Consider the following 15,441-nt stretch of genomic DNA (forward strand, 5'->3'; position numbering starts at 1 on the left):
ACATCCGGCCCGTTCGCCCGAGGGGTACGGAAGGAAGGTCCATGAGGGAGCTGTTGCTGCGCCTCAACCGCCGCTTCGCCGGCCGCCTGGCCACCACGGTGGTCGTCCTCGTGGGCACCTTCCAGTGCTACTGGTGGCTCAACGCGCACCTGCCGCCGCGCGTTGACTTGTCGCTGCCGGTGGACGCGGCCATTCCGTTCCTCCCGTGGACGTACGCCGTCTACACGTCCTTCTTCGTCTTCCCGCTCGTGGCGGCGTGGGCGCTGGAGGCGGAGGAGTACGTGCGCATGCTGGGCGCGGTGCTGGCGGTGAATGCGCTGTGCTACCTGGGCTTCTTCCTCTTCACCTCGCACTTCCCTCGCCCGCCGGTGGAGTCGATTGCGTCCCCGTACTGGCGCGAGCAGTTCCGGGTGATGTGGTCTCAGGATTTGCCGGGCAACACGTTCCCGAGCCTCCATGTCGCCGTCACCGTGCTCGGGGCGCTGCGGCTGCGGCACCGGCGCGCGGGAGCACTGTGGCTCGTGTGGGCCGCGCTCATCTCCGTGTCCACGCTCACCGTGAAGCAGCACTTCGTGGTGGATGTGCTGGGCGGAGTGGCGGTGGCGCTCGCGGCGCATGCGGTGTTCTTCAGGCGGGAGGGGGTGCCCGTGAGCGGCACGTCCGTGGACATCCCCGCGCCGCCGGGGCGGCTCAACGTGGCGCTGGCGCTCGGCATCATCTCTGGGGGCGTGGCATTGCAGTGGGTCGCCTCGCGCGCGGATGGGTGGCTTGGGGTGCTGGGCGCGGGCGTGGCCTTCTCGTTCCTCTTCCTGCCGCTGTACTCGCTGCTGCACGAGGCGGAGCACCGCGTGTTCCACGCGCACGCGGCGGTCAACGAGGGCTTCGGCCTGTTGCTCGCGGCCTTCTTCCCGGGGCCGTTCTCCTTCCTGCGCGCGTGTCACCTGGGGCACCACCGCCGCAACCGCAGCGACGCGGAGATGTTCGACCTGTACTACCCGGGCGACGACGTGCGGCGGAAGCGCGTCACCTTCTACGCGCTCTACCTGGGAGGCTTCTGGCTGCTGGTGCCCCTGGCGATGGCAGTGGTGCTGGTGGCGCCCGGGGCGCTGCGTGGCCGGCTGGTGAAGGACCCGTCCGCCGTGGCCATGGTGGAGGGCATCCCCGAGTCCTTCATGCGCCGCATCCGCCTGGAGTGCGTCGGCGTGGTGCTGCTGCACGTGGGACTGGTCCTCGCGCTGGACCTGTCTCCCGGGCGGTACCTGCTGCTGTACGCGCTCTATGGGCTCAACTGGTCGGCGCAGCAGTACGTCACCCACGCGCACAGCCCCAGGCATGTACTGGACGGGGCGCACAACCTGCGAGCCCATCCGCTGTACGAGTCGCTGCTGCTGCACTTCAACTGGCACCTGGCCCACCACCAGCACCCGCGCGTGCCGTGGCTGTACCTGCCGCGCCATGACGACACGACGCGCGAGCGGCCGGGCTACCTCACGGCCTTCGTGCGCTTTTGGCGCGGGCCCCGACTGGTGACTCCGGAGCCCGTGCCAGTGGCGGGGCGCCCGACGCGCGCGGGTGGGTGAGCCCCCCGCGCTTCAACGGGCTACTTCGTCTGCCAGCGCTGCGTGCCGCGGCCGTTGCACTTGCGCGCCACCAGCTTCGTCTCCTTCCCCTGCTTCTCGCTGTCGAGACAGACGGGGACCTTGTCCGGCGTGGGCAGGATGCTCTGGAGCTGCCCGTCCTTCACCACCCACCGCTGGTTTGGCCCGTTGTGGCACTCCCACAGCAGCACGCGCGTGGTGCCCTGCGTCTTGCCTTCCTCGATGTCCAGGCAGAGCGCGCCGTTCATCACGCTGAACTGGCCACCGGTGTAGTCGAACTTCTGATTCACGCCCGAGTGGCACTTCCACAGGATGGGCTGCACGCCCTTGCTGAAGTTGCCGTTGGGGATGTCCACACACTGGTCGATGCCCGCCATCTTGATGCCCGTCGGCTTCGCGTCCGCCTCCGTGGCCCCCAGGAACGCCACGATGCACGCTGCCGCCGCCACACTGTTGCGAATGAGTCCCTTCATGGTGATGCCCCCTCGCGATGAATTGGAATGTACTCGGTTCGGAGCGGAGGGGATGTTTGTCTTTTCTTGAAAGTTACAAAATGGTTCAAGCACAACCCCGATCGGGTCGGAGCGCACACCGCGCGCTCCTTTGCGGGGAGTGGTGGCGCGTCCGCACGCTCGGTTGTCCGTGACGCACCGCAAGCGCCAGGTTGCTGCTTTTCGTGCGACCGCGAGTGCGGGCTGTAACACCTGAGCGGGTCACGACCTACGCACCCGGGAGTCACGAAGCCATGGCCGACAACGAAGCCGTCCGAGCACCGGAGCGCCCCGCACCCTCCGGCTTCCTGAGCTGGGTGGCGGTGCTCGTGCATGAGCATCGCGCGAGGCTGCTGGCCCTGGCGCGGAGCCGGGGGCTGGACGCGGAGGAGGCGCTGGACGCGGTGCAGGACAGCTTCGTCTCGTTCTTTCAGCTCCCGGAGGCGCGGGCCATCGCGGGGGCGCCGGAGGACTCGCTGAAGCTGCTGACGGTGATTCTCCAGCACAACGTGCAGAACCGGCGGAGGAAGCACTCGAGGCGGCAGCGAGCGCGGCTGCTGCTCGAAGCGGCCTCCTCCCCGAGCGAGGACACGACGAGCGAGGAGCTGATTGCCCAGGCCGAGGAGCTGGCCCGGGTGAACGGCTGCATCGTCCGCATGGGGCGGCTCCAGCGGAGCGTGGTGAAGCTGAGCCTGATTGACGAGCAACCGCGAGAGGAGGTCGCGAAGGTGCTCGGCATCTCCGATGGCTACGTGCGCGTCCTCGTTTACCGGGCGAGGGAGCACCTGCGCTCCTGTGGCTTCCCGGAGGACGATGACGGGCCCGTCGTCGACGAGCCGTGGGAATGACGGGGCCCGTGTAACGCGCGCCCGGGGCGCGACCTACGTGTCTGCGAACGGGCACTTTTGCCCGTCGCTCGAAGGAGCGGCAGACATGGCAGGCAAGGTGGCAATCATCACGGGCGCGTCGAGTGGTATCGGGCTTGGGCTCACGAAGACACTGGTGGAGCGCGGGTACTCCGTGGTTGGCACGTCACGGAGCGCGTCGAAGTCAGGTGCGCTCTCCGTGTCGAACCGGCTGGCGCTGGTGGACGGCGACGTGGGCGAGGCGTCGACGGCGAGGCGGGTGGTGGACGAGGCGCTGTCCCGGTTCGGCGGCGTGGACCTGCTGGTGAACAACGCGGGGACGTTCATCTCCAAGCCGTTCACCGACTTCACGCCCGAGGACTACGCGACGCTCCTGTCGACGAACGTCGCCGGCTTCTTCCACATGACGCAGGCCGTGCTGAAGCACATGGTGGACCGGAAGTCGGGGCACGTGGTGAACATCGGGACGTCCCTCGTCAAGCAGCCCATGGCGGGGGTGCCCGGCGCGCTCTCCATCCTCACCAAGGGAGGCATCGAAGCGGCGACGCGGGCGCTCGCCATCGAGTACGCGCCGCACGGCATCCGTGTGAACACCGTGGCAGCGGGCGCCATCGACACGCCGATGCACACGCCGGACAAGCACGGCTTCCTCAAGAGCATGAGCCCGGCGAATCGGGTTGGCACGGTGCCGGAGATGGTGGATGCGGTGCTGTACCTCGACTCCGCGGGCTTCGTGTCCGGCGAAATCCTCCACGTCGACGGGGGCGCGCACGCGGGGAGGTGGTAGCCAATTCAGTGCAGGGAGGGCTCGCGGAGGCTCACGTCGCAGAGCCAGCGTCGCGTGCCGGGGAAGTACGCGCAGGTCTCCAGTAGGCCGCAGGCCTGGGCATCCTTCGAATCACATGGACGCCGACACTCCTTCTGCTCGCAGACAGTGCCTTCGGGGCAGGGAGGATGGTCCGCACCGCATCGCCGCGTGCATTCCATCTCGATCTCCCCCGGACGTCCGGGGAGATAGCTCACGCTGCACGAGGTCCCTTCAGGACAGGCCTGGCGCTGGCAGTTCTCTCCCCAGATGCGAGCACATACCGAGGAGCCCTTCTTGAAGGGTACGCATTCCTGTCCTTCAGGGCAGGCGCGTCCATCACAGGTCGGCATGCAGGAGGGACCTTCCTTCCCCTGCAGGCAGAGGGTGCCTTCAGGGCAGGTTCCCGGCTCGCCGAGCTGGCATGGTCGTCCGCAGTAGCTATTGCAGAGCAGGCCCGGGCGGCAGACTGCCTCCTGCATGAACGTGAAAGTGGCGGAGCAGGGCGCTCCCTCCTCCGCCGTGCCCCTGACGACGCAGGTGCGTACCCGTGGCCCCTGGCCTCGGCTCCGCAGTGCCCGGCAGGTGAACCCCTCGGCGCACTGCAGATCTGTCTGACACTCGCTGGCCATGCAGAGTGCGCGGCCCCAGTCCAGGTCCAGGCATCCAAGCGGGGGTTCACAGTCCTCCGCTCTCTGGCAGGCGCGCTCGTGGGACATGAGTGCCCGACGCTCCTCAAGAGAGAGAATGGGGCTGACGGGCTTCGTTTCCTGAGCCTCGGCCCGTCTCGAGTGGAACCGGCCAGATTCGACTGCCAGGACGAGCGGAAGAGGGAGCAGAAGGATGGCAAATGTCGCGACTGCGGGTCGCCATCTCATAGACAGCCCCATTTACACTCCAACTCGTCCTCATCGGACTCCTTGCAGACCTTTTGCCAACTCTGTCCCGGTGGGCACTGCTGTTTGAGTGCCTCCTTCTCGTCCTTGCGCGCGGCGCGGTCGATGAAGCCATCCCGCATGTGGTCATGCGGGCATCCCGTTCCGGTCAAGAGCAAGACTGCAGACATCACACCGTGGCGCCAGCGCATGACTCCCCCCAGGGGCAGCGACAGCCTGCTCAGGGTAGCGCCAACGAAAGACAGGTCGCGCTCAACGCCTCGTGCGAGTGCTCAACACCCGACTGCCAGCGTCAGCGTTGCTCCGCCTTCTTGAACCGCAGCCGTTTCAGTTCCTCGAACCGCGCCCGGTTGCGAGGCGGCGTGGTTGCCACCAGCCCGTCGAGCATGCGCTTGGAGCTCTGATAGATCTCCTCCACGGCGATGTCGAAGGCGTCGGTGTTCTGCTTCGACGGCTTGCGCGTGGCGGCAATCTTGCGGACGAACTGCAGCGCCGCCGCGCGGATGTCGTCGTCGGTGGCGGGCGGCTCGAAGTTGAACAGGGGCTTGATGTTCCGGCACATGCCCCAAGGCTAGGAGCGTGCGGGGCGCACGGGCAAGGCCACTCAGGCCGGCCGGTCGGCGGTGGCGACGAGCCGCTCGTGGAGCACGAAGAGCACCAGCGCGAAGCAGGCAATCACCGGTGCGATGGCCCGCAGGCCGGCGTATTCGCTCACGAGGCCGGCGATGTTCGGGAGCACGGCGATACCCAGCGTCGCCGCGCTCACCTGGAAGCCCACCGCATGCGGCGCCATGTGCACCCCGACACGCCGGGGCGTCTCCGCCATGAGCCCCGGGTAGATGGACGCGAGCGAGAACGAGAGCAGTGGGAGCGCGACGGCCCCCAGCGCCAGCCCGGGAATGGCGAAGAGCGCGGCGGAGAGGACCACCCCCACGGTGGCCAGCCGGATCATCCGGACCTGCCCCAGCCGCTCCACTACCAGGCCCAGCACGAGCCGCCCCACCAGGAGCCCGCCCCAGAAGGCCGCCACCCAGGTCCCCGCCGCCGTCCCGGAGAAGCCGCGCTCCTCGGTGAGCAGCGTGTAGCTCCACTGACCCGCGCAGACCTCGATGCCCGTGTAGAAGAAGAAGATGGCGAGCTGCAGCCACACCGTGCCGCTGCGCAGCGCCGTGCGGCCACTGACGCGCGGAGCTTCCTCCGGCACGGGACCGATGCCACCGGGCGCGTCCAGCACCACTGACGCGTCGGAGGGCGGTGTGTCCCAGCGCCTGCGAGACACGATGAAGGCGATGACCATGGTGGCGAGCAGCCCGCCAACCACCGCATAGCCGACCCGCCAGGAGCCACCCCGGCCGAGGACGGCGGTCATGATGGCCGGCCCCACCGTGGCGCCGGCCGCGTACGCGGCATGGAGCCAGGACATGTGCTTCGGCCCGAAGTTCCGGGCCGCGTAGGTATTCAGCGCGGCGTCGATGGCGCCGGAGCCGAAGCCCATCAGGAGCGACGCCAGCAGGATGAGCGCGAAGGCGGGCGCGGCCGAGATGCCCAGGACACTCGCGGCGACGAGCGCGGTGCTCCCCGCCAACAGCAGGCCGATGCCCAGGCCCTGGATGAGCCTGCCCGCGAGCATGCCGGAGAGGAAGTACGAGCCCGCGGCAACCGCGACCGGCGCACCGAGGAGCGCCTGATGGAGGCCCAGTCCGTCCCGCATCGACGGCCAGGCCACTCCCAGCAGCGCGTCGGGCAGGCCCAGGCTGATGAAGGCGAAATAGGCGAGGGCCAGGATGGACCCGGAGGTGCGGGAGGTCGGACGTTGCATGTCGGTGTGGACCGTGGATGCCACGGGACTCCGCTGGGACACCAGCGACAGTTTCCGGCGGAGCGGAGTGGCCAACGCACGCCTGCCCGGGCGCGGACGGCCCGGGCGGACCGGCACACCTGCCGCACCTTTCGGACCGCGACTGTGTCTTCACGCGGACGGCGGATGCCCGTTAGAACGTGCGGACCATGGCGTCCTCACCTCTACAGACCTGTCTCGTCACGCGGCGCGAGGAGCTGGAGCAGATACTCCAGCTCCAGGCCGCCAACCTGAAGCAACACGTGTCACCCGAGCAGGCCGCGCGTGAAGGCTTCCTGACGGTGGCGCACACGCTGGACGTGCTGGAGCGGATGCACGCGCTCGCGCCGAGCGTCATCGCGAAGGACGGCGACACGCTCGCGGGCTATGCGCTGGTGATGCCCGTGGAGGCGCGCGCCTTCGTCCCCCTCCTCGAGCCCATGTTCCAGCTCTTCGAGACGCTGAGCTGGCGCAATCGCCCGCTGCGCGACCACCGCTACTACGTCATGGGCCAGGTGTGCGTGGCCGAGGCCTGGCGCGGCCAGGGCATCTTCGACGCGCTCTACCGCGGGCACCGCGAAAGCTACGGGACGCGCTTCGACTGCACGGTAACGGAGGTGGCTACGCGCAACACGCGCTCGATGCGAGCCCACACCCGCGTCGGCTTCGAGCTGCTGAAGACGTACCGGGACGCCACGGACGAGTGGGCCGTCGTCGCAATGCCGCTGCACGGGTAGTTGTCGGGGAATGAGCGGGCCTGTTCAGCGTTGCATGGCCCCGGAAGAAGCGGGGGTGCCCCCGTCTGGCCGAATGGTACGGTCCGGCGCTGCCTCCGCCCTTCCTGTCCTACAGAGGAGCCCACCCATGACGCACCGCCGAACCTCGCTGAGCATTCCGACCCTGGCCGCGCTCGTCTTCCTCGCCGCCACGCCCGCGCTGGCGCAGAAGAGCATTGCCCCCGAGAAGGCCCCCGTCAGCCCGCTGCAGATGGCGGCGAAGAAGCTGGACGACAAGACGTACGTGAAGGTGACGTACAGCTCGCCGCGCATCCAGGACCCGAAGACGGGCGAGAAGCGCGTCGTCTTCGGCAAGCTGGTCCCCTATGGCGAGGTGTGGCGCCTGGGCGCGAATGCCGCCACGGAGCTGACCACCACGGGTGACCTCGAAGTCTCGGGCAAGAAGCTCGCGGCCGGCACCTATGCCGTGTTTGCCATTCCGCAGGCCGACAAGTGGACGCTCATCTTCAACAAGGACCTCGGCGAGTGGGGCGCCTACAAGTACAACAAGGACCAGGACGCCCTGCGCGTGGACGTGCCGGCGAAGAAGAGCGCCGACACCTACGAGGCGTTCACCATCGCCTTTGACGACAAGGGCACCGCGCTGAACCTCTCGTGGGAGAACACGCAGGTCTCCGTCCCCGTGAAGCCGGCGAAGAAGGGCTGAGCCACACGGCCTTCGCTCACCGGGAGGCGAACCGCTTCGCCTTCCAGATGCGCACGGCCAGCAATTCCCCCGCGCGGACCTCGCGCGGGGGACCCACCACGCGCAGCAGCGTGCCGCCCACCGGGAAGCGGTACTCCGCCGCGTGCCCGAGGAACAGGCGCGCGGAGAGCGGCAGCAGGGTGCCCTCTCCTCCGCCCAGCTCCAGGTCCTCCGGGCGGACCACCAGCGTGCACGGGCCGTCCGGGGCCACCATGCCCGCGGGCAGGGGGAACTTCGCGTCACCCTGCGCGGTGTGGAACTCCCAGTCGCGCACGTGGCCCACGAGGACATTCGCGCCTCCGACGAAGCCCGCGACGAAGGGCGTCGTGGGCTCGCCGTAGAGGCGCTCGGGCGTGTCCACCTGCTCGATGACGCCCTGGTTCATCACCGCGATGCGGTCCGACAGCGCGAGCGCCTCGCCCTGGTCGTGCGTGACGAAGACCATGGTGGTGCCCAGCCTCGCGCGCAGGGCGGCGATTTCCGCGCGCAGCTCCTCGCGCAGCGCCGCGTCCAGGTTGGACAGCGGCTCATCCAGCAGCAGCACGCGGGGGTTCGCCACCAGCGCCCTCGCGAGCGCCACGCGCTGGAGCTGTCCGCCCGACAGCTCGTGGGGTCTCCGCGTCGCGAGCGCCTCCAGCCGCACCCAGCGCAGCGCCTCCTTCACGCGCGATGCCACCTCCGACTTCGGCAGGCGCCGCAGCGTCAGCGGGTACGCGACGTTCTCCTCCACGGAGCGGTGCGGCCACACGGCGTAGCTCTGGAAGACCATGCCCAGTCCCCGGCGCTCGGGCGGGATGCGGACTCCGGGCCCGGCCACCGTCTCCCCGCCGATGCGGATGACGCCCGCGTCCGGATGCTCCAGCCCCGCCAGCATCCGCAGCGTCGTCGTCTTGCCGCAGCCGGAGGGGCCCAGCAGTGACACCAACTCTCCCTCGCGCACCTCCAGGCTGAGGCCGCGCACCACCGGCGTGGTGCCGTACGACTTGAACAGGCCCTCCAGCGCGAGCGCCGCCATCACCGCACCTCCACCGCGCGCCGACCCATCCGCGCGAGCACCGCCTGTCCCACCACCACCAGCGCGACGAAGGCACACGCCAGCACCGCCGCCGCCGCCGGGTCCGCGTAGCTCTGCAATTCGAACAGCAGCGTGCCCAGCACCTCCGAGCCCGCCGGCACCAGCAGCACCGACATGGTGATTTCCGTCGCGCACGCGAGGAACGCGAGCACGAAGGCCACCACGAGCGCCGGCCTGAGCAGCGGGAGCGGCGCGTCCACGAACGCGCGCAGCGGGCCCGCGCCGCTCACCCGCGCGGCCTCCGCCAGCGAGGGGTCAATCTGCGCCAGCGCCTCCGCGCTGTTCCGCGCCCCGAGCGCCAGGTACTTCGCCGCGTAGGCGATGAGCAGCAGCCACGGTGTGTGCGCCAGGGCCAGCACGAAGGCGACGCGGCCCAGCAGGATGAAGCGGAGGTCCCTCGAGAAGGCGAGGAGCAACGCCAGCGCGAGCACCGTGCCCGGCACGGCGTAGGGCCACACCGCGAGCGCCTCCACTCCCGCTCCCGCGCGACGGAAGCTCCGCTGGAGCACCGCCGCCGCGAGCCCCAGCAGGCACACCAGCCCTCCCGCGCCCGTCGCCAGCAGCAGGCTGCGTCCGGTGGCGCGCAGCGTGCGCGGCTCCAGCAGCACGCCGGACCAGTGCGCCAGCGTCAACTCCCGCCACGCCAGGTCCGCGCCGAAGCTGCGCTGCAGGGACGTGAGGAGGATGGCCGCCAGCGGGAGCAGCACCCACACCGCGCAGGTGACGCCCACCGCCACCGTGGCCGGCCCTCGCGCTCGGCCCAGCGGGAAGAGGCGGAAGGACATCCCCTTGCCCGCGCTCAGGCGCACGCGGCCCGAGCGTCCCAGGGCCCACGTCGCCACGAGCGCCAGGGGCACGAGCAGCAGCAGCCCCGTGGCCAGCACCGACGCACGCGCCAGCCCCCCGTCTCCGCCCAGCAGCACCAGTTCGTAGATGCGTGTGGTGAGCACGCGCGTGGGCGGCGACGCCGACACGCCCAGGAGGTACGGCACGCCGAAGGACGATGCCGCCATGAGGAACACCATCACCGCGCCGGACATCAGGGACGGCAGGGCCAGCGGCAGCGTCGTCGTCAGCAGCGCGCGCACCGGCGAGGCACCGCACACGCGCGCCGCCTCCTCCAACGCCGGGTCCACCCGCCGGAACGCGGCGGCCCCGGCGAGCAGCACCAGCGGCAGGCCCGAGAGTCCCTCCACGAAGGCGATGCCCGCCGGACCGTAGATGTTGAGCGTGCCGTCGCCCAGCAGTCGGTTGAGGTAGCCCGCTCGAGGGCTCGCGAGCGACAGCCATCCCATGCCCCAGATGAACGCGGGAATGGCGGAGGGCAGGGTGAACAGCACCGTGAAGGCCCCGCGCAGCGGCAGGTCCGTGCGGAACAGCAGCAGCGCCAGCGGCGTACCGAGCACCAGCGCCAGCAGCGCGGCCCCCGTGGACACCTTCAGCGTGTTCCCCAGCGCCCCACCTTCCGAGGCCAGCCACGACAGGTCCCCAGTCGTCCCCACTCCGCGCAGGAGCAGCACGACGACGGGGCCCACTGCGAAGAACAGGACGGGCACCAGCCACGCGCCCAGCCCGAGCCACCGCCCTGGCGCCGCGTGCGTGCTCATCGGGAGAACGCCCGGGTGAAGGACTCCTTGACGTCCCCACCGCGCGTGAGGCCCCGCTCCACGAGCGCGGGTGTCCACGGCTGCGCGCGCTCCAGCAACGCGTCCACACCGGGCTCACCGCGCGGACCTCCGAGCCTCGGGTCCACCGCGTGCATGTCGCCCTTCTCGACGATGAGGCGCTGGCCCTCGGGGGACAGGAGTACGTCGAGCACGGCCTTCGCCGCCACCGGGTTGGGCGTCGTCGCGAAGAGGCCCACCGGGCCGGGGATGACCACGGCGCCGTCGGTGGGCCACACCACCTGGATGGGACTGCCGCGCGCCCGGGCCGCGAGCGCGTTCTCCAGCAGCAGCACTCCGGCGTCCGCCTCGCCGCTCTCCACCTTCTGGAGCACCGCCGCGTTGCCTCCGGCGACGATGGCGCCGCGCTCGCGCAGGCCGGTGAAGAAGGCGTCGCCGTACCTCGCCTGGCAGAACACCGCCCAGGTGAAGGCGGTGCCCGACGTCAGCGGATCACCAATGGCCACGCGCCCCTTCCAGCGTCCGTCCGCCAGCTCCGCGAAGGACGACGGCACGGGCAGGGTGCCCTGGCGGTGCACCAGCACCATGGTGGACAGGCGGATGGCCGCATAGCGCGCGTCCAGGTCCACCAGCGGGCGGGGCACCCGGAGCACGTTCGGCGAGGCGTAGCGCGCGAAGGCGCCCTCGCGCGCGAGCCGCTCGTAGAGGAAAGGGTCCGACGTGGCGAGCAGGTCCGCGCGCACGGCGCCCGCGGCGCGCTCGGCTTCGAGCCGGCTGGCCACCTTCTCGCTGCCGGCCTGGTACCAGTGCACCTGCACGCCGGGGAGCTTCTCCTTCAGCAGCGGATCCAACGCGTCCAGCACGTGCCGGTACATGGACGTGTAGACCCATACGTCTCCGGACGGGGCGCCCTCGCGCGCGGCCACGGGGCCGGACGCGGGCGCGGCGGACTCGATGCGGCACGCGGCGAGCAGGGCGAGCACGGCGGCCAGGCCGGCGCCCCGGACCAGGGCAGGAGAGGGCATTCGCCAGGGATTATGCGGAACGGGAGCGGAAAGTCACCGCCGTGTCCTGCTGCGGCATGGATGCATTGGCTTCAGCGGATGCAGCACCTGCCTCGCTCGCGGCGGTGTGGAAGTTCGTCGGGTGGTAGCGGTCTCGCAGCCGCATGAACGGCGTCTCGACGAAGCGGTACAGCAGCCAGCCTCCGAGCAGGCAGAGGGCGGCGATGATGGCCACCGTGGCGCCGCTGCCCAGGCCCCAGGGCTTCAGTTGCTCCCGGGCGATGTGGGCGAGCGGCTTGTGCGTCAGGTAGATGGCGTAGGACCACGCCGCGAGCGGCGCGGCGCCCGGCACGCGCACCCGGTACAGCAGCGAGCCGGGGCTCAGCGCGGCCACCACCAGCAGTGCGAAGGCGCAGGCCACCAGCGAGTAGCCGAAGCCCGTCATCGCGAAGCCGTACCCGTAGCCGTCGACGTAGTAGTACCGCGCGAGCAGCGCGAAGAGGACCGCGGTGGCGAGCACTCCCGCGCCCAGCGTGGCCCGGCCCCAGCCGGTGACGCGCTTCCAGAGCTCCGGATGGAAGTTCTTCAGCATGGCGATGGCCACGCCGGGCAGGAACTCATCGAAGCGGCAGAACGAGGAGTAGTAGATGTTCGGGTAGTAGCCCTCGACAGCGCCGCCCTCCTCCAGCCCGTACCGGAACCACAGCACGCAGCGCAGCGTGACTCCGGCGACCATCAGCCCCGCCAGTGCGAGCCAGGCCACCCGCTTCGACAGGGAGCGGCCGAAGTGCAGCGCGCCGACGATGACCAGCGGGAGCACCACGTAGAACTGCTCCTCGATGCACAGCGACCACGCATGGGAGAACGCAGTGCCCGGCTGCAGCCACAGGTTCTGCGTGAAGGTGAGGAAGCGCCACAGCGGTGGAGGCGTCCTGCCGCCCATGAGCGTGGGCAGCGTGAAGTACAGCGCCAGCACCACGTAGTAGTTGGGCAGCGTCCGCAGCAGGCGCCGCAGGTAGAACGCCCGCAGGGACAGCGACTTCCCCTTCGTGACTCCGGAGAGGAGCTGGTTGCCGATGAGGTAACCGCTCAGCACGAAGAACAGGTCCACCCCCGTCCAGCCCACGGTGCTGACCCAGCCGAAGGTCGGCTCACCGCTGACGAACACCCTGTAGTGGTAGGCGAACACCAGCAGGATGGCGACCGCTCGGAGCGTGTCGAGCCCATCGAACCGGGGGGAAGTCTGCGCGGAAGTCACGGTGCGAATCCTCGTCCCGGGGGCGATGGGCTCCCAGGGCTGTAGCACCGGAGGGTCGGCTGGAAACACCCACCCCGCCACTTTGTGGCGAGGCCCCGCGGATGTGTCCTGCGCCACGCAGGCGGGCTGCACTCCCAGCCGCTGCCGCTCCGGCGTCCACCTCCCTAATTCCTCGCCCTTCGTCGCGGTCCTTCTCCGACCAGGGGGAAACATGTCCGGGTATCGCTTCATCTCAGGGCTCGTGGTGCTGGGCGGCCTGCTTGGCTTCGCCCAGCCCGCCGAGGCCGCGTGCAGCTACGCGGCGTGCACCGCCCTGGCGCCCGTCGACCACACCTTCACCTCGGGCACGCGGTGGACGTTCTCCGTCCAGAACTGCCCGTGTGAGGGGTTGACCATCAGGAGTGCTTCCTTCACGCCTCGGGGAGGCACGTCGCGCATGGTGCTCTCGCAGGCGGCCATCGCGGAGATTCACGTCCCCTATCTGGTGGGCACGCCCCGCCTCCTGGACGTCACCCGGGATTCCACGGGGCTGGGCGTCAGGGCCATCCTGCTGAGCCAGGCGGAGTGCGCGGGGGGCACGCGCCTGGCCGGCAACCGCATCTGTGTGAATGTCGAGGACCGCGGCTACGCCTGGAAGATGACGACGAGCTTCCAGCAGGGAGAGCTCGTCTCGGTGACCATGGCCTCGCAGCTCGGCACGTACACGTACATCAACCGGTGGGAGTTCCACGATGATGGGACCATCCAGCCCATGCTGGGGATGACGGGCCGGCTCGCGTACTACGGGACGACCGCGGCCTATTCGCCCTATGGCAGCCGCCTGGACTCCGTGGCGAACCCGACGCCGTCCTACGGGCTCACCCACATGCACAACGTCTATTACCGGATGGACTTCGACATCGGTGGCTCGGCGAACGACGCCGTCGCGCGGATGACCCTCCAGCCGTCCACGGCCCCGTCTCCCGGGAGCACCTGCGCCACGCCGGGAACCTGCTGGGTGAACGAGGAGACGCCCATCCTGACCGAGTCCGCCCACGACATCGTCGCCGAGAACTATTCGACGTGGCGCATCTACGACAAGCAGCTCACCAACAGCGACGGACGCAGCGTGGGCTATGAGCTGGTCCCCAAGCTCGACGGACTGTGGACCGGACAGGTCACCACCGATGAGCCCTGGTCCGAGCACGAGCTCTGGGTCACCCGGTACAACTCCTGCGAGACGCTCGCGGTGAGGAACTTCCCTCCCCACATCAGGTCGACGTGCACCACCGCTCCGGCGAATGTGGGCGCCATGGTCGACGGTCAATCCGTGGATGGGCAGGACCTGGTGGTCTGGTACGTCAACCGGCACCTGCACACGCCTCGTGACGAGGACGAGGTCAACATGCCCACCGAGTGGATGTCCTTCATGCTCAAGCCGAGAAGCTTCCACCACCGGAACCCGCTCGAGCTCTGAGCGCGGGTTGCCGCGCCGTCCCGGGCGCGCTCAGAACGGCTCGAAGCAGTCGTAGTTGCGCTGCGAGAGGATGCGGCCGTCCTTGAAGGTGAGGAACATGCCGCACGCGGCGCGCAGCTCCGCCCCCGCGGCCAGCGTGCGCAGCGGCACCGCGAGCGTGCCCGTCCAGTCCACCTCCAGCGCCACGGTGTCGCCCTGCTCCAGGGTGCCGCGCACGGCGTAGCGCTGCGACGACATCAGCGTCTTCGCGCGCTCCGAGTCCGCGAGCAGCTTCTTCAGCTCCCGCGTCTGGCCGTTGCGGGTGAGCAGGTTGGGGTACTCGCGCTGCACCGCGTCCGGGTGGAAGAAGGGCGCCAGCGCTTCGCCCGCCGCCCCGTTCTCCAAGGCCTGGAGGTAGCGCAGCGCGGTGTCGAGGTTCGTCGTGGACATGGACTCCTCCATGGAAATTGCACAACCCATGTTGCACAACCATGGTTGTGAATGCAAGAGAAGAGGACATGCCACGCAAGAAGGACGACGCCGCGGCGGTGCGGCTCGAGTCGCTCGATTTGGGGTACCTCGCGCTCTTCGTGGGGCAGCGGATGAACGAGCAGGTGCTGGAGGACCTGCACGCCGCGGGCTTCACCGGCCTCCGCCACGCGCACGGCTACGTCTTCCAACACCTGCTGGGCGGCCCGCGCTCCATCAGCGAATTGGCGGCGCTGCTGGAGGTGACGCAGCAGGCGGCCTCCAAGACGGTGGCCGAGCTGGAGGGGCTGGGCTACGTGGAGAAGACGGAGTCCGACGACGCGCGGGTGCGGCGGGTGGCGCTGTCCACTCGCGGGCGGGCCTCGGTGGAGAAGGCGCGCGCCGTGCGCGAGGCGCTCCAGAAGCGCTTCGAGCGGCAACACGGAGCACGCGCGGTGGAAGAGGCCCGGCGGCTGCTGGCGGACGTGCTCACCTCGCTGGGCGGCGCGGAGGCCGTGCGGACGCGCCGGGTGCGGGCGCCGCGCTGAGGCCCTGGAGGGTGGGTGCGGGCAGCCCCTCGGGGCGTTGTGCCATGCTCGCG

The 15,441-nt window shown here is 69.8% G+C and carries 15 protein-coding genes; 7 read left to right on the forward strand and 8 right to left on the reverse strand.

Features of this window, described 5'->3' with window-relative positions; genetic code table 11:
* Nucleotides 1-41: 41 nt before the first annotated feature.
* Entirely contained in the window at nt 42-1,580 is a 1,539-nt protein-coding gene (locus G4D86_RS08780; RefSeq protein ID WP_163991525.1) for a fatty acid desaturase, read from the forward strand.
* Nucleotides 1,581-1,600: 20 nt separating this feature from the next.
* On the opposite strand, the gene G4D86_RS08785 is transcribed toward G4D86_RS08780, so the two are convergent.
* Nucleotides 1,601-2,071 (reverse strand): RICIN domain-containing protein, encoded by a 471-nt coding sequence (locus G4D86_RS08785; protein ID WP_163991527.1) that lies wholly within the window; start codon nt 2,069-2,071, stop codon nt 1,601-1,603.
* Between the two features lie 272 nt (nt 2,072-2,343).
* On the opposite strand from G4D86_RS08785, the gene G4D86_RS08790 reads away from it, so the two are divergent.
* Together G4D86_RS08790 and G4D86_RS08795 are read left to right on the forward strand one after the other, a co-directional pair.
* Complete coding sequence (locus tag G4D86_RS08790) at nt 2,344-2,937, forward strand: RNA polymerase sigma factor (protein ID WP_163991529.1); 594 nt, start codon at nt 2,344-2,346, stop codon at nt 2,935-2,937.
* 85 nt (nt 2,938-3,022) lie between these two features.
* Nucleotides 3,023-3,742: an SDR family NAD(P)-dependent oxidoreductase gene (locus G4D86_RS08795; RefSeq protein WP_163991531.1), complete on the forward strand. Its 720-nt coding sequence runs from the start codon at nt 3,023-3,025 to the stop codon at nt 3,740-3,742.
* 1,206 nt (nt 3,743-4,948) lie between these two features.
* Here the strand turns inward: G4D86_RS08795 and G4D86_RS08800 are convergent.
* The gene (locus G4D86_RS08800) at nt 4,949-5,218 is read right to left on the reverse strand and encodes a DUF2277 domain-containing protein (protein ID WP_163991533.1); all 270 of its coding nucleotides are present in this window, start codon (nt 5,216-5,218) and stop codon (nt 4,949-4,951) included.
* A 42-nt stretch (nt 5,219-5,260) separates the two neighbouring features.
* Entirely contained in the window at nt 5,261-6,475 is a 1,215-nt protein-coding gene (locus G4D86_RS08805) for an MFS transporter (protein ID WP_163991535.1), read from the reverse strand.
* 188 nt (nt 6,476-6,663) lie between these two features.
* Here G4D86_RS08805 and G4D86_RS08810 point away from each other — a divergent pair, with 188 nt between their 5' ends.
* Together G4D86_RS08810 and G4D86_RS08815 are read left to right on the forward strand one after the other, a co-directional pair.
* The gene (locus tag G4D86_RS08810) at nt 6,664-7,230 is read left to right on the forward strand and encodes a GNAT family N-acetyltransferase (RefSeq protein WP_163991537.1); all 567 of its coding nucleotides are present in this window, start codon (nt 6,664-6,666) and stop codon (nt 7,228-7,230) included.
* Between the two features lie 127 nt (nt 7,231-7,357).
* Nucleotides 7,358-7,936: a DUF2911 domain-containing protein gene (locus tag G4D86_RS08815; RefSeq protein WP_163991539.1), complete on the forward strand. Its 579-nt coding sequence runs from the start codon at nt 7,358-7,360 to the stop codon at nt 7,934-7,936.
* A 16-nt stretch (nt 7,937-7,952) separates the two neighbouring features.
* Here G4D86_RS08815 and G4D86_RS08820 read toward each other — a convergent pair whose 3' ends face one another.
* Genes G4D86_RS08820 through G4D86_RS08835 form a run of 4 tightly spaced genes read right to left on the reverse strand, consistent with a single transcriptional unit; the run spans nt 7,953 to nt 12,937 of the window.
* On the reverse strand, nt 7,953-8,990 hold the full coding sequence (locus G4D86_RS08820; protein ID WP_163991542.1) for an ABC transporter ATP-binding protein: 1,038 nt from the start codon (nt 8,988-8,990) through the stop codon (nt 7,953-7,955).
* Complete coding sequence (locus G4D86_RS08825; protein ID WP_163991544.1) at nt 8,990-10,657, reverse strand: ABC transporter permease; 1,668 nt, start codon at nt 10,655-10,657, stop codon at nt 8,990-8,992. Before G4D86_RS08825 ends, G4D86_RS08820 begins: the two co-directional genes overlap by 1 nt.
* Complete coding sequence (locus G4D86_RS08830; RefSeq protein WP_163991546.1) at nt 10,654-11,700, reverse strand: ABC transporter substrate-binding protein; 1,047 nt, start codon at nt 11,698-11,700, stop codon at nt 10,654-10,656. The genes G4D86_RS08825 and G4D86_RS08830 overlap by 4 nt, the downstream gene beginning before the upstream one ends.
* A 10-nt stretch (nt 11,701-11,710) precedes the next feature.
* Nucleotides 11,711-12,937 (reverse strand): acyltransferase family protein, encoded by a 1,227-nt coding sequence (locus G4D86_RS08835; protein ID WP_240360127.1) that lies wholly within the window; start codon nt 12,935-12,937, stop codon nt 11,711-11,713.
* 211 nt (nt 12,938-13,148) lie between these two features.
* Here G4D86_RS08835 and G4D86_RS08840 point away from each other — a divergent pair, with 211 nt between their 5' ends.
* Entirely contained in the window at nt 13,149-14,393 is a 1,245-nt protein-coding gene (locus G4D86_RS08840) for a copper amine oxidase (protein WP_163991549.1), read from the forward strand.
* A gap of 30 nt (nt 14,394-14,423) precedes the next feature.
* Here G4D86_RS08840 and G4D86_RS08845 read toward each other — a convergent pair whose 3' ends face one another.
* Nucleotides 14,424-14,822: a nuclear transport factor 2 family protein gene (locus tag G4D86_RS08845; protein ID WP_163991551.1), complete on the reverse strand. Its 399-nt coding sequence runs from the start codon at nt 14,820-14,822 to the stop codon at nt 14,424-14,426.
* Nucleotides 14,823-14,890: 68 nt separating this feature from the next.
* Here G4D86_RS08845 and G4D86_RS08850 point away from each other — a divergent pair, with 68 nt between their 5' ends.
* Nucleotides 14,891-15,388, forward strand: coding sequence for a MarR family winged helix-turn-helix transcriptional regulator (locus G4D86_RS08850; RefSeq protein ID WP_205519502.1), 498 nt, complete (start codon nt 14,891-14,893; stop codon nt 15,386-15,388).
* Nucleotides 15,389-15,441 lie beyond the last annotated feature (53 nt).

The organism is Pyxidicoccus caerfyrddinensis, assembly GCF_010894405.1.
Taxonomy (GTDB): Bacteria; Myxococcota; Myxococcia; order Myxococcales; family Myxococcaceae; genus Myxococcus; species Myxococcus caerfyrddinensis.

Excerpts from the sequence above, each read along its gene's own strand:
- G4D86_RS08780 (WP_163991525.1), top strand. The coding sequence starts at position 42 with ATGAGGGAGCTGTTGCTGCGCCTCAACCGCCGCTTCGCCGGCCGCCTG.
- G4D86_RS08785 (WP_163991527.1), bottom strand. The coding sequence starts at position 2,071 with ATGAAGGGACTCATTCGCAACAGTGTGGCGGCGGCAGCGTGCATCGTG.
- G4D86_RS08790 (WP_163991529.1), top strand. The coding sequence starts at position 2,344 with ATGGCCGACAACGAAGCCGTCCGAGCACCGGAGCGCCCCGCACCCTCC.
- G4D86_RS08795 (WP_163991531.1), top strand. The coding sequence starts at position 3,023 with ATGGCAGGCAAGGTGGCAATCATCACGGGCGCGTCGAGTGGTATCGGG.
- G4D86_RS08800 (WP_163991533.1), bottom strand. The coding sequence starts at position 5,218 with ATGTGCCGGAACATCAAGCCCCTGTTCAACTTCGAGCCGCCCGCCACC.
- G4D86_RS08805 (WP_163991535.1), bottom strand. The coding sequence starts at position 6,475 with ATGCAACGTCCGACCTCCCGCACCTCCGGGTCCATCCTGGCCCTCGCC.
- G4D86_RS08810 (WP_163991537.1), top strand. The coding sequence starts at position 6,664 with ATGGCGTCCTCACCTCTACAGACCTGTCTCGTCACGCGGCGCGAGGAG.
- G4D86_RS08815 (WP_163991539.1), top strand. The coding sequence starts at position 7,358 with ATGACGCACCGCCGAACCTCGCTGAGCATTCCGACCCTGGCCGCGCTC.
- G4D86_RS08820 (WP_163991542.1), bottom strand. The coding sequence starts at position 8,990 with ATGGCGGCGCTCGCGCTGGAGGGCCTGTTCAAGTCGTACGGCACCACG.
- G4D86_RS08825 (WP_163991544.1), bottom strand. The coding sequence starts at position 10,657 with ATGAGCACGCACGCGGCGCCAGGGCGGTGGCTCGGGCTGGGCGCGTGG.
- G4D86_RS08830 (WP_163991546.1), bottom strand. The coding sequence starts at position 11,700 with ATGCCCTCTCCTGCCCTGGTCCGGGGCGCCGGCCTGGCCGCCGTGCTC.
- G4D86_RS08840 (WP_163991549.1), top strand. The coding sequence starts at position 13,149 with ATGTCCGGGTATCGCTTCATCTCAGGGCTCGTGGTGCTGGGCGGCCTG.
- G4D86_RS08845 (WP_163991551.1), bottom strand. The coding sequence starts at position 14,822 with ATGTCCACGACGAACCTCGACACCGCGCTGCGCTACCTCCAGGCCTTG.
- G4D86_RS08850 (WP_205519502.1), top strand. The coding sequence starts at position 14,891 with ATGCCACGCAAGAAGGACGACGCCGCGGCGGTGCGGCTCGAGTCGCTC.